The organism is Sphingobacterium sp. MAE (genome assembly GCF_056711605.1).
The window spans coordinates 3,743,989-3,758,172 of record NZ_CM160044.1; the positions used below are offsets into that span (position 1 = coordinate 3,743,989).

The window sequence follows — 14,184 nt, forward strand, 5'->3', positions numbered from 1 at the left end:
AATATGGCAAACTGTAACAGCTTATTTTTGGATTATCATAGTGATATATCCATCGGTTCGGTAAAGAACAACAAAATGAAGAATTCTAAAGAAGGTCTTCGCAAAAAAATCAGAAAATGGTTTAACGATAACCATCCTGACTATGTACCACAGTTTTACATCCAGGGTTCATACAAAATGAAGAATGGAATTAGAACTGAACAAGACATCTGTGATTTAGATGATGGTATTTATTTCTTTCGTGAACCAGATGTAACGGCATCTACAATTAAAGAATGGGTTAAGCAGGCAGTTGATGGATATACAGATTCGCCTGCAGAGAATAGAAAAAAATGTGTACGCACTATTTTTGTAAACGACTATGAAGTTGATCATCCTGTTTATTACAAAATTGATGGTCAAGAATATAAAATAGCTGTAAAGGGAAATGGATGGGAAGATAGTGACCCAAAAGCTATGGTGGATTGGTTTGTATCAAAAAAAGATAAAGATGGCCGCTTGATTAGAGATATTAAATACTTAAAAGGCTGGGCCGACAACCGTCCGTTCAAAATGCCTAGTGGATTGGCTTTAACAATTTTAGCAACTAATGCAAAGGAAAAAATTGTATTAAATGAGCGTGATGATATCACATTCAGAGACATTCTTAAAGAAATTAAAAAGGTATTAAACAATGAGTTCACTTGTATTGTACCTGCAACACCAAATGATGACTTACTTGAGGGTTATGTTAATAAGGATAAATTTTTAGAAGCCTTAAATAATTTGATTACTGATGCCGATGAAGCAATTCGTTCGAATAACCAAAGGACAGCAAGTAAACTTTGGCGTAAACATCTTGGAGATAGATTTCCATTAGGAGAAGACAAAGAAGAGAACTTAGTTAGAAATGTAGCCGCTGCAGCAATAGGTGCCAGTAGTTCTATACCATATGGCCATGAATAATTCATATCTCAAATTTAAAGAAGAAGCATCCGATGCTATAAGTAATTTTCCCGATCTTAAATTATTAAGTCGGGAAGATTCTCTTCCTTATTTAGAAGGAAAGATAGACCTTTTAGATGAAAACAGTATGCCATATGACTCATATTTTGTGAAAATCGTATGTAGCATTGATTATCCAAATAGCTTCCCTTTAGTCTATGAAATAAATGGAAGACTTCCGCATAATATAGACTGGCACATATATCCTGATGGCCACTTTTGTACATGCACTCCAGCTGAGGAATATATACAATGCGATAAAGGAATTACCTTACTGTGTTTCATACAAGATCACCTTACCCCCTATTTGCATAATCAAGCTTTTAGGGAACTAAAGGGTTATTATCTACATGAGCGATCTCATGGAAAGAAAGGTGTCTTAGAATCTTTATATACTATCCTCGATACAACTAACAGTAATAAAGTATTAGAAATTCTGCTATTCATCTATAAAAATAAAACTCCGTCTCGTACATCCAAATGCTTTTGCGCAAGCGGAAAAAAATACAGACACTGTCACCGCGAATCCTTTATTCAATTCAAAAAAATTGGACAAACTCGTCTAGAATTTATTATTAAATCTATAATGTAAGATGGAAAAACTAATACAATTTTTAGGAATAATTACGCCGCCACTAATCTACTGGCTTATCGATACAATTAAATCAAAAAACCTTTCAAAAAGGATATCTGATTTAAAAAGTGAAATAGAATTTAACAAAGGTTTCAAGGATGAATTATGCAGTACACTAACCCATATATATTGTGCAAAAATATTTCAACAACAATTTGGGTTTGAAGTCGTACCTTCTCGTGTAAATGCATATTTGCAATGTTTTAATACCTGCGATGTGAGCACTAAAACTTTTAAATATTTATATAATAAACTTTATTTAAAATTCGACAAAGCAAGTCAAAAGGTGAATGTTATAGTAACAAAAACAGACAAATACTTAGTTACACTCATCAGTTTTATAATAATTTACGCACTGGTGATTTCCATAGTTATATTATACTTTTTTTTAGACACAAATAATATTTTAGCAAGCGCTGATGAGGTATTGATCATTAGAATAGTTTTGATAATTGCCTATATAATTTTTAGTTATTTTGCTATTAAATTATTCGTAAATGATATCATTCCTTACTTCCAGGCTCGAAGTATTATCAAAAATTTAGCTCAAAATAAAGGATCATCATAATTTTAGGGTTTGATCAATTTGTAAGACTGAGCTTTTGTCCTGAAATAAGCCAAATGGGTCCTATAATTCGTTTAAATTAAGTATATTTACCTAAACCAGTTGAATACCTATGAGTGACAATCTTCAAGAAAATCTGCAAAATAGATACGCAAATAATGTACAATCCATACCAACTTATATTGATGACGCCGAGAGAGGTCGCCATCGTTATTTCTGTATAGAGTGTAAAAAAGAAATGCAAGCGGTAAAAGCTAGAATAATTGGCGGTACTTCCTATTTTCGTCATTATGTAGAAAAAAATAGCCCTAAAAATAGGTGTACATATTCGGATAAAGCATATCGTCATAAATTGGCCAAGGAAAATCTGCTGACCAATAAACGGATCAAAGTACCTGCTGTACATAAATACTCCGATAATGAATCTGATCCTGCAATTTTGATTAAACCAGCTAAAATCATTGAGGCACACACCGTACATGCTAAACTGAGCTTTTATGAGGATGAATCAGGGAACATCAAATGGACTGAAGCTACTGATTTTAATACAGAATATCTATTGTACAAACCAGACATCACCTTTTTTGATAAAACGGATACCCCTATCCTTTTCATAGATATAACTACTAGTCATAAACCTGATAAGGATAAACTAGTAAGTTTGTTACGATTAGGAATTGATGCCGTATCCGTGATAATACCAAAGGCATCACCAGCAGAAATTGATCAGGTTTTTGACCACAGTCAAAACACAAAATGGTTATATAATAAAGATGAAATTAACACCGAATATATTCGAGTTCCCAGTCGAGATACAGAAGGAATATCACATAGTGATGAAGAACAAAGACAGCTTTTTGCAGAGTCTAACCGCTGTAGAAAGGCACAGATTAATAACCTCATACGAGCAATTGGAAAAGTCTTGGAATCTCAACCGTACAGAGATACTGAATCAAGATTTGAATCAGAGATATCAAGAGTTGAGAAAAACACAGAAAAATTACAAGACCGACTTTTCAACGAAGAAGCTGCGCTTAGAAAAAAGCTTTCAACAAAACTTGAAGGAGAAACAAAAGCAGTTGACGATGAAATCGACGAAATTGAAAGTCGATACGCAAATTTGGAAGAAAGATATATTAGAAAAGCAGAGGAACTTGAAGGGAATGGAACAGAACATCTCGGATCTATTAGAAATCTACAATATCAAATTAGGTCAATCTCAGAAAGCCCTGAAGAAAGAGAGATTAATCATAGAAGAGAAATTGACAATATTGAACGAAAAATCAGAGATATTGAACTCGACATTGATGGAGTCATCGCAGATAGAGAAGCTTCAAAAGCAAGCTATGACGAACATATCAGACAGGAGGAAGATAAAATTAGAAAAGACCAAGAATATAGAAAAGGAATACCAGAAAGCTCAAGACGAAGAATCCTTGATATGGTCGACAAATATCGAAAAGAAGAAGTCGAAATTGTTGACAATATTAAAAGAAGTGAGTCAACTAGAGATAGCTTTGAAGAGCGATCTAAAAGAGAAGAAGGTGAGCTTAGAGAGGAGTTTGAAACTCTCCATCAATCATCAGCTAAAGCCATTGAAAATGCAAATTTTGGAGAAAACACCTACCTGTCCGAACAATATGAAGCAATGCTTTCTGCAGAACGACATGTCCGCGATTATGTTGAGCAAGAACAGCCTTATTCGAGACTTGCCAAAATTAAAGAGTTCATTAACTCAGGTGTGTTCAAGAATTGGGTATAGTCAAGAAAAAATAGAAGAGGCTTTTGATAAATATCAGCAAGCAGGAAATTAATAAAACAATGCCCATTTTGCTAAATCAAGGTACAAAAAATTTAAAAAAAAATCATCAGTCTGCCTTTTAAAAGCGAGAAGCTAACGTTAACCGTGTCGACATTTTCAAGTTTTTAAAGGTGATTGGATTTTTTTAGTTTTGGGTTTAGCTAGTTAAAGTAAAATTATAAGAGCAACGGCGATATACTCAATCGCCAACCTTACGAATAAATGGAGTTAGATAAATAAGATCGTATGTTTGAAACGAATCCTGATCCAAAAATAGACGAAACTGAATTGTACACATCATTTTCCGAAAAACTGGAAAATGATGTGTATTTTCTCGATGGGCTAAATAACCTGGTCGTTTGTTATGGTCGAATAAAGATATTTCATTCGAAGTCTGGACCTATTATTTTAAACACAGAGCTCATAGATAGTGCAGTACGAACGCTTAATAGTATCAAGTTATGTTGTTCAATTGGAAGTTTTTCGGATGCCAATACGTTAATACGAAAGTACCGAGATGATTTGTTACTCTACGTTTATTGTTTGGATGTTATAAATAACCGTAAAAACTTTATCGAGGGGGATCTACTAAATCTAAACACCGCTAATGTGGATGAATTTGGGAATACTTTCATGGACTTAAGATTAAACCCTAAGTATACAGATGATGAAATGGCATTGGAAGCTTGGCTTAATAATAAAGTAAATGATCTCCCTGGGAAACTTAAATTTCGAATTAGCTTTGAGAACTACATGGATAGGTTTAAACAAAACCCTGATATCACTGGGGTATTATCTAATTATGGTTTAGCAAATTACTGGGAAGAATTGAGGAATAAGCTTAACGACTACGTACACAATAATGGATTGAACTATGCGTGCCACAATAATACTAGATTGCTTGACAAGAATCTTAAAACCTTGTTGGATAATGTGAACACTCGAGTTTCTTACATAACTACATTCTTTTTGATATTAATAATAATGACAGATGCTACGTTAATATCTTCGACAGATATGATAGACCATCTTGATATGGGCATTACCCCGCCGGAAGGAGCTCAATATTGGATAGCTTCATTCATTCAAGAATACATCGATGAAAAAGTTATCCCACTCCACCCAGAACTAAAAGCATATTTGAAAGATAAAAATGCTTACGGAATGGATATTAATTAAACTTGGATCCTTTAAAAAAATAATGAATCTAGAAGATTTTATAGAACAGCTTGATATCAACATCATATATTTTTATGAGCACTTGTTGTTAGGCCCTATGACAGCAGTATACTCGGGCATGAAAAAAAATCCCTCAGATGAGGTGAGGAAATTTGCTTACTTACTCATTGACAAATACGCAATACAATCTTCTTCATTTTTCTTTCTCTCCAAAGGGATAATCGAACTCAAAAAAACTAGTGATGAAGTTAGAGTAACAGGATATGATTTGTTTACATGTAACTCAACCTTCAGGACAATTTTAGAGACTTATACAACGTTCCATAATATTTTTATGGAATCAAAAAGTAAAGATGAAGAAGAATTTAGATTTCTATTATGGAAAATCGACGGACTATTAGATAAACAAAATCTAAATATTAAGCCAGAAGATTTTGAAGAAGCGCAGAGCGTATTAGACAAAGATGCAGCGATTTTATCTGATACAAGAGAAAGACTGGAACAAAATAATTTTTATAAATCTTTACCATTCAATGAATCTAAAAAGTTATACAAACCTGGTCATAACAGAGTAAATTGGAGGTTTATTATAAGAGACAATCTCACAATTGTTCCATTAAAAATAACGGAATTGATAAGCCATTCATGCAAAATGAGATCATTTACGAATCTTTATAAATACACTTCTATGCATACGCATACCGGCTATCTTTCGATTGAACATTTTATTGCCACAAGAGGCATACCTATATCAGAAAGACAGGTAAAACCTTCTATAAAGCTTGCTTCATTCCTAACTTGTCTTCTGATTATGGATATGCATAATTTAGATGAAAGAGGTAAGGAAGAGTTTCATAAACTTGATTTAGGCATGCAGAATATAATTGTGGGAATAAGTGATTCCATAAGGCATTCTAATTACAGTTAAAATTTAAGGTTGTTAATAGGTCTAAATTTAAGTATACTGTAGAAGTGCAAATATGGAAAGAAGAGTATTTTTAAGCACTCCACTCTTGATAAAAGCGATCAAAAACTTGCTAAATTAAAAGCAGAGATTAAATTATAGATGACATTTCTACACCAACTCCACCGCTTGTAATTCCGCTGCAAGACGATGTAACCCATCCTCAATCTTCTTAAGCTGCGGCTGGCGAGGCTTTTTTAAGCCAGAGGAATAATGTTGCAGCTGACGCTGGTTAATGCCTGTAATCTTCTCTAAAGCAGCATTGGTAAAGATACCCTTATAGTAGGTAAGAAAACTCTCTGCATCGAAGTGATACACAATATTGTATTTTCCTTTTAGAATGAAAGGTATATTCTCTGAAGTAAACTCTTCAGTTATGATTTTAATAGCATCTAAAATGGATTGTTTTGCCTCTTCAACAGTATCCCCTCCGCCATAGATGCCTTCTGCATTCTCTGCATATGCACTAAACATATCTTCACTACGTTCAATAACAATTTTTAAGGTTTTCATATTTTTGCTCCTTTCTGTTTTCATGTAGAATCTAGGGCTTATTTAAGCCCCAGATCCTTCATGATTTTCTTGCGAAGACCTTCTCCAATTTCTTTACTTCCATGATAGGGAACTGGGTATGTTCTACCATCCTTCTCATAAATGTAGTGAGATCCACTCGTGCGGATATGGTTCCAGCCACTTTTTCGCAAAATCTTGTGGAATTCACTTGATTTCATATTGAAACAGATTTAAATGTGAGTGGATAATTTATGCCTTAAACTACCATACACATCTCGAATACCACAACACAAAGGTAGTATAAATACTACTATTGTGCAAAATAATATTAAATTTAAACTGCGATATTAACAACGACTAATACACAATATCTTATACTAAGAATGCATCAAAGTATCATCTTGTCAAGACTGGCATCTCTTAAATCTTTTTTAGTTGGGAATTCTCTTCTTCAAGCTACCGCATTTTTCGGATTTCCGAAACTCTTAGATAACCGTATTTATTCTTCCAATTGTAGAATGTAGCTTTACTTATACCCATATTACGCCAGGCATCCTCCACACGGGTGCCTGTCTCGGATTACTTGATCGCAAAGGTGACCTGAGCTTCGTTAAACCGACCGATGGGAGCTCATACGAAGTATAATTTCGATCTTTCCATTCTTACAAAAATCAAAGATGTAGTTCTTAGGACGGATACATATAATTGATATTTATAATTAATATATACACAATTTTATCACCCTATCATACTGTAAAAATATACCAACTCAAAAAAATCCATATCGTGCTAGATGTGGATTTATAATTTACTCTATTGACTGTTACTCACTTGATCGATCTGACGCCAATTTTAAATTACACTGAGCTTTTAATTCATTTACTAATGTTAATGCTGTGGACAAATTGAGCAATATATCACTGATTACGTGTTTAAACTTAATCGAACAGATATAGCAACAATTATTGGAGTCAAAAGAGTCTTTATTACAAATGTTGAGAATCCATCTAATGGAGCAGTTAATTTTAAAACAAAATGGTAAACCTTTTCCTTCAATAGGAATTCCAAGAAAATTTAAGACATTCAAATTGTCAAAGGCAAATGAAAAAGATCTTAATCCTGATTTTTTTTACGCTCCTTAATTAAAAAATCACGTTGATCTATATTGTCACTTAACAAAACTATCTTCTGACGCTTGACTTCAGGTAAATTTAAAAATTGACATCATTACATCTATGCAACTATTGCAATCCAAGTGAGAAAATCTTATAAATAATCAGTAGCGTCCATTATTTGGAACGATAAGAGATTGAAACATTCTTCAAACATCCAAAACGAAGACTAAAGGTCACCAGTTTTGTGGGCACATCCCAAAATGCAGTGTACATCCAGATATAGACGGCATTGATCGGAATATTGCTCTTTAAATATAGTCAGAAGCGGGCGAAATACAGCTGGAATCTGTCCTTTATGGTCAACTTTATTAAACATAATATCTTCGTCAAGATTGATCTCTGGAAATGGGCTGAAGACCCCTTTATTTCAGGTAAATCGCTCGATAAAAAAGGTCAGTTTACGCTATTCTAAACCGAACAGAGAGGTACATTTAGTGTTAAAAAATAAAATCTTTCCTGAAATAGCGATGAAGACGGTTTTTTTCGTGCCAAAAAAATTATTTAAGACGCTACTGATATATACGTCAATTTTATTTGAAAAAATATTTATTTATATTTAATAATATATTTATTTTATAAAACAACAACTTACATGACCAATATTTCCCTAATGCCATGCTTTCAAGCGTAAAGAATCTAGGAAAAGAAAAGGTTTCACATCTGAAACTGAATGGAAACGATTTCATTATTCTGACCAACGCATTAATAGCTAAAAAATAAGATTAATAACCCTTTAAATATTTAATTATGAGAACAAACAAAATGTGGCTATTTCTGGCCTTTCTACTAACCATTTTTTTCGGTTGCTCCCGGATGGAAGAAAAAACTCTACTGGAAGAATCCGAAAGAATCCTGAGAGTCAACACCAACAACGATGCTTCTGCATTGGCGGTGACACCACCCCTGCATGTCGGCGGCAGGCACCTCAAAGACCCCTGCGGCAATAACGTTGTCTTACATGGGGTTGCCATAACACCCAGTCCCTGGTTCAATGGCTGTCAATATGGTGCGAATTCAGGCTACTGTACTTGGGACAATTATAATGTGCAGGGGGCTCTGAACTATAACAAAGCTGTCATGGACAAGCTCAGCAGCACTGCTGATGGCTGGCACCTCAATTACATCCGCCTTCACATTGACCCATATTGGACCAATAACCCCGGCTCGCCTATCCCTGAGAACGATATCTCAAGATTCAATTACAACCGTTTGGTTACCTACACTGATCAAGTTATTATTCCTTTGATCAACCATGCACGAAGCCGAGGTATGTATGTAATCCTACGTCCTCCAGGTGTATGCCCACATCGTATCGCAGTCGATGATGCGTACCATAACTACCTCAAGACCGTATGGACTTTTCTCTCGCAACACCCCGGACTGAAGAATGCTGACAACGTAATGTTTGAACTGGCCAACGAACCTGTTGAGATCCTGGGAACAAACGGCACATGGGGAACAACGGGGAATGCGCACTTTGCAGCACTCAAAAACTTCTTTCAGCCATTAGTCAACATCATTCGCAACAACGGAGCCAACAATATTTGCTGGATTCCAGGTACAGGTTGGCAATCGCATTATCAAGGCTATGTCAATAACCAGATCACCGGTGGTAATATTGGTTATGCTGTTCACATATACCCTGGTTACTGGGGTGGTGTCAACAACTATCAATCCTTCCAAAATGCATGGAATATTAATGTTAAGCCAATTGCAGACATTGCACCGATCGCTATTACCGAGACCGACTGGGCACCGCAGGGATATGAAACCTTCGGCATCGGCACAACCGGCACAGCAGGCGGAAACGGCTTTGGTGCCAATTTAAAATATATTGTGGATCAATCCGGCAATGTAAGCTGGAACCTCCTTGCACCAGATAATCTGCTACACAAGGGTGATCCTAATGCAGGAACAGCCTATAACAACGATTGGGAAGCCTGCGCAGCTCCAAGCAAGCAATGGTTTCAGCAATATGCTGCCTCTAACTATCCTGTTGCAAACTGTAACGAAACCAGCAGTCTGGTCAATAATGGTATTTATGAAATCGAATTTCAGACCGACCCCAACAAAGTACTTGATTTAAAATCCGGAGAGGACGTCAATGGTGCAGTATTAAGACCATGGACGAGGAATGGTGCTTCTGCACAGCGGTGGGTTGCCATTAACGCCGGCAATGGCTACTGGCGTTTTGTGTCTAAAGCCAGTGCAACAAATCGCTGTATCGATCTGGCTAGTAACAGCAATACGCTGGGAACTTCAATTCGGCTTTGGCAGAACTATAGCAATGATGCACAGTCCTGGCAGGTAGTCTCCATCTCCAATGGTTATTACAAAATCCTATCCAAAGTGGATGCTAACCGTGGCTGGGATATCCCCAACTGTAGCATGGACGGTAATTCAACCTTACACCTTTGGGATTATTACGGAACACCCTGTCAATTGTTCAAGTTCAAATTTATTGGGATGAACTAGATGTCATAAAGTGTCTATCACTAATTCTGAAAACAAAAAAATAGGATGCATTTTTCAGCATCCTATTTTTTTACAGTAGCGTCCTTTAGATTTGCTATTATTAAAAATGCTTATATTACTAATAAAAGATTAACTATCGACGGTGGCTCATTTTAGTTGCGTCAAGGTTTTTAATACCTATTTTAGGATCGAATCCATCGCCGATTTTTTTCTCTTAATTTTCATATAACAATTCTGTTTCATTACCCACTATTAAGGACTTGAAGTATAGGAGAAAAAAAGTTAGATCATTAACATACTAATCTAATTAAAAATGGAAGACTTCAAAGCCATTCTGAGCAGAATGGCTTTGTTATGTTATTTAAAGAAAAAACTATCCTTGTTCCAGCTTAATTCTGAGTAATATGTATAAAAAGGATCATCAGGCAATGGACAGGAAATGGTAATACCTGAGAATTTATAAATTTTGTTACCCAAAAATTCCTTGGTATTATTTTTATAAAGAATGGCTTCATCCATTAATTTGCGGATGGCATCAGCATCCTCTTGTTTAAAATTTTTGGTTATAAAGTCACTAAAGTCATACAGCTTAACAGGAAATCCAGGTGTAAAATCCAATCTCTGTACACCGTCTGTCACATATACTCGATCATGATCGGATTTTAATTTAAGGTATGACGCTAACTTACTTAATTTGGATAAATCCGAAACGGACACCGAAGCTGACCTATAAAGTCCTTGTTGAATATCGTAATAATTGAAAAATGAGTTGGCAATACGAATTAAAGAATTGCGATCGGGATATGAAAGTGCTGAAACAAAAGCTTTATAAGGAAACCCATCAGATAAGATATCAGTCGGCGAAGCTATTATGAAGTCCGCCTTGTCTCTAAATTCATATAACACTTCAATACTTGCCATCGAACAGGCATCAAAAACGATAAAATTAAAATGCATAGGAAGCGCATCTTTCAATGCTATAATATCAATTTGTTGCCCCCTATCTTCTCCAAAAGATTTAGATTTTGGTGGTGATAAATAGTCTGCGCCTGGAGACCATGCGGTACCGTGCGACCACAGCACAAGATTATAAGTTTCACTGTTATATCTTTTATCAATATAAGTCAAAACTTCTCGAATCTGATTTGCATCTGACTTAAGGTAAAAAGGAAATGACATGATCGTATCGCTCACTATTCGATATGGATCTGCATTTGCAACTATTTGCAGAAGATAGCCGATATCATCATTATCCTTTATATAAACCAGAATATTACTTTTAGCCTTGGTATTCAATAACCCTTCCACCAGTTCATGGATGGCTTTGCGAGCTTCTCCTCTCAGATTATTATTGGCTTCCATATAGATGATCGTAGTGATGTCAGAATTAATTTCTAGCAACTTATCATCCTTCTTACATGAAGCAAATATCTGAAGAATACCCACACAAAGAAATGTGATCAGATATCTTTTTTTATACTTATTTAATATCATTTAGCATTACATTTTCTCACAGGAACACGGATTTATTGAAATGGTTCAGTCAAAAATGAAGCTTGTACCAAAATACTGTCTTTATGATTCTTCACATTAAACAGATAACCTTTCATACTTCCTTGTACCGCAGGAACTTTAGATTGTAATTCACTAATTTTTTCAATTTGAACGTTAAAAGTTTCTCGATCTTGCAAAGTGCTATATATTTTTGCATTCTCGTTTCCAATATTACCATCCTTCGTTATTAGAGTAATCCAATTTTCATTTACTCCGTTATCACCGACGTAGGGCAAAAACCTTTTATAGGTGGTCTCAGCCTTCATATCTTTTAAATTGACAATAAGTTGATTATAGATGATAAATTGATCAAAACTGTTATCTAATTCAAATTCGAATTTGATGGATTGTGCATCGCCATCTAAAGTTTTAATCACTTTTCTTGATTTATCATTTTCTAAATAAAAACCATGCCTTCCTATTTCACCTCTAAAAGTACCTGGAATATAGGGCTTGACCTCAACATGATCTTTTGAACAACTTAATAATCCAATCATCATAAACCCGGCTACTATTATATTTTTTTTCATATATCTTTAATTTCGATATCGCTATAGAAGAATTTCCTCTATAGCGATAGCTTTGATTCAACCTTATATAGGTCTTGGTAATAACATAATATCGATAGAACCTGTACCTACTGAATAACCATCATAAATTCGAACTGCTGGTTTGTCTTTCCAATAATCAACTTTTAAAATTGGATCAGAAAAATAGAATGTAGCATTTCCAAGTGCGTCACTCGTATGGGTCGTAGTCCATTTAGTGCGTTGTACTTTGGTTTCCTCTTTCTGACTAGACATACCAAATGATAAGTCCAACTTCACAAGTTTCTTAGGTAGACCACCTAAACCTAGATCTAATTTAAAATTTGCTGAACTTGAATATTTGTTTGATACTGTGATTTCTTTTTCCTCAATCTCTCCTGGATCAAATTCTTCTACAAAAATAGTCATGGTCATCGACTCCTCGGCAATATCCCACTGTTCTAGCTGTATTCCTGTACCATTAGGAGTAAACCATTTACCTTCGAGATCATTAATGGACTCGATCGAATAGGTATGTTTATCTCGATGAAAGATACCACCTCCTTTAATGGTATGCTTAACTTTTTTGACTGTAAATAAATCCCTTGGAGATATACTCAGATTCTTGATATCAGGTTTTTCGGCATTACTACCTGCAGATCTCTTACCTTTGTAGATATAGAACCTGAATTCAAAATTTCCGTCAGTCCACACTCTTCTCACAACGTCCGCCCATGGAACTGGATCTTTTAAGTCGCTACTATGCTGAAAAGATGTTAATTTCGGATCACTAGGCTGATCTGAAATGGTATAAAAAATATTGGGATTGACTCTAACTTTATGGATAAACTCTCTTACCTGTGGGTTGAAACTTCCATTTTTTGGCTTTGTTTTTGACAATCCCCAATAAATATAATCTCTTTGCCAGTAAATAGGATCAATACCAAATTCAGCAAAAGCCTGCTGAACAATTTGCGCTGGCGCAACAATATTATCATCTCTGTAGCCATGCGCGACTCCATCAACAATAACGGCTCCCTTGGTATTTAATTTTTTATTAAAAACATCATCGAGAAACTCATAATTAGTTGAACTCATACCCTTAACTTTGATATTCTGTTTCAACCTCTCATTATCTTTCACAATTAAACATGGAAAACCCGGTATCTCATTTTTAGCAAGACTAAATAATTTATTCCCATCTCCATAAAATGTTTGTTCAGATTCGTAGTTTAATGCAGTTACAACAATATCGTTGTCATTTGTATCCCACTTCTCTGCATTAAAGTCGTTGAACATCGTTAGATCTGGAACGTATATATTCAGTAATGGCAAAGAGGCTTCGATACTTTTAAGCGTATTTTCGTTATCCGTATACTGCAAGAGTATTTCTCGAAATGACATTCCATCTTTAACTATTTTATCTTTAATAAAAGGATAAAATACATCATAATCATTATCGAATTGTTCAATGGCTATTTCTTTTATAAAATTCCTTAAATCTTTGCTGTCATAAACAGCCTTTGAAAGTATTTTAGAAAACTCAATTCTAGCCAAATTAGACTGGGCTAATGCATTGACCGCAACTGTACTTTCAACTCCAGGCTCGACCGGTAAATTATCTTTTTGACAAGATAATAATGAAATCCCAGCGACGAGCGGATAAATAAAATGTTTATTCATTTCTTTGTTTTGTAAATAATTTTTCAAATAATTCCTGATATTTATTAAGATTTCTAAATTATTATAATAAAAACTTATAATTCTATATTATTTCTCAAAAGAATAATTAACCCCTAAATATTTCCACAAA

General features: G+C 34.8%; 12 protein-coding genes and 1 pseudogene. 7 read left to right on the forward strand and 6 right to left on the reverse strand.

Translation table 11 applies throughout. From position 1 onward, the window contains the following. The first annotated feature begins 3 nt into the window (after positions 1–3). The 6 genes from AC06G9_RS16070 (at position 4) to AC06G9_RS16095 (ending at position 6,091) form a co-directional block, all read left to right on the forward strand. Entirely contained in the window at positions 4–945 is a 942-nt protein-coding gene (locus tag AC06G9_RS16070; protein WP_480956726.1) for a cyclic GMP-AMP synthase DncV-like nucleotidyltransferase, read from the forward strand. Beyond that, positions 938–1,576, forward strand: a complete 639-nt coding sequence (locus AC06G9_RS16075) for an SEC-C metal-binding domain-containing protein (protein ID WP_480956727.1) — start codon at positions 938–940, stop codon at positions 1,574–1,576. Before AC06G9_RS16070 ends, AC06G9_RS16075 begins: the two co-directional genes overlap by 8 nt. A gap of 1 nt (position 1,577) precedes the next feature. Then, positions 1,578–2,186, forward strand: a complete 609-nt coding sequence (locus AC06G9_RS16080; protein WP_480956728.1) for a hypothetical protein — start codon at positions 1,578–1,580, stop codon at positions 2,184–2,186. 109 nt (positions 2,187–2,295) lie between these two features. Next, entirely contained in the window at positions 2,296–3,945 is a 1,650-nt protein-coding gene (locus AC06G9_RS16085) for a zinc ribbon domain-containing protein (RefSeq protein WP_480956729.1), read from the forward strand. 285 nt (positions 3,946–4,230) lie between these two features. Beyond that, a complete protein-coding gene (locus tag AC06G9_RS16090; protein ID WP_480956730.1) occupies positions 4,231–5,163 on the forward strand; it encodes a hypothetical protein in 933 nt (310 codons plus the stop codon). Positions 5,164–5,185: 22 nt separating this feature from the next. After that, positions 5,186–6,091, forward strand: a complete 906-nt coding sequence (locus AC06G9_RS16095; protein WP_480956731.1) for a DUF5677 domain-containing protein — start codon at positions 5,186–5,188, stop codon at positions 6,089–6,091. A gap of 147 nt (positions 6,092–6,238) precedes the next feature. Here the strand turns inward: AC06G9_RS16095 and AC06G9_RS16100 are convergent, their stop codons facing one another. The 3 genes and pseudogenes from AC06G9_RS16100 to AC06G9_RS16110 form a co-directional block, all read right to left on the reverse strand. Continuing rightward, positions 6,239–6,640: a type II toxin-antitoxin system HicB family antitoxin gene (locus AC06G9_RS16100; protein ID WP_094772556.1), complete on the reverse strand. Its 402-nt coding sequence runs from the start codon at positions 6,638–6,640 to the stop codon at positions 6,239–6,241. 38 nt (positions 6,641–6,678) lie between these two features. Then, positions 6,679–6,858, reverse strand: coding sequence for a type II toxin-antitoxin system HicA family toxin (locus AC06G9_RS16105; protein WP_480956732.1), 180 nt, complete (start codon positions 6,856–6,858; stop codon positions 6,679–6,681). Positions 6,859–7,096: 238 nt separating this feature from the next. Continuing rightward, positions 7,097–7,204, reverse strand: a pseudogene (locus AC06G9_RS16110) (hypothetical protein); the annotation flags it as partial. Between the two features lie 1,358 nt (positions 7,205–8,562). On the opposite strand from AC06G9_RS16110, the gene AC06G9_RS16115 reads away from it, so the two are divergent. Next, the gene (locus AC06G9_RS16115; protein ID WP_480956733.1) at positions 8,563–10,290 is read left to right on the forward strand and encodes an RICIN domain-containing protein; all 1,728 of its coding nucleotides are present in this window, start codon (positions 8,563–8,565) and stop codon (positions 10,288–10,290) included. A 357-nt stretch (positions 10,291–10,647) separates the two neighbouring features. Here AC06G9_RS16115 and AC06G9_RS16120 read toward each other — a convergent pair whose 3' ends face one another. The 3 genes from AC06G9_RS16120 to AC06G9_RS16130 all read right to left on the reverse strand — a co-directional run bounded on the left by AC06G9_RS16120 (position 10,648) and on the right by AC06G9_RS16130 (position 14,054). Next, complete coding sequence (locus AC06G9_RS16120) at positions 10,648–11,784, reverse strand: clostripain-related cysteine peptidase (RefSeq protein WP_480956734.1); 1,137 nt, start codon at positions 11,782–11,784, stop codon at positions 10,648–10,650. A 32-nt stretch (positions 11,785–11,816) separates the two neighbouring features. Further along, entirely contained in the window at positions 11,817–12,374 is a 558-nt protein-coding gene (locus tag AC06G9_RS16125) for a DUF5025 domain-containing protein (RefSeq protein WP_293924323.1), read from the reverse strand. Positions 12,375–12,437: 63 nt separating this feature from the next. Beyond that, positions 12,438–14,054: a hypothetical protein gene (locus AC06G9_RS16130; RefSeq protein WP_480956735.1), complete on the reverse strand. Its 1,617-nt coding sequence runs from the start codon at positions 14,052–14,054 to the stop codon at positions 12,438–12,440. Between the last annotated feature and the right edge of the window lie 130 nt (positions 14,055–14,184).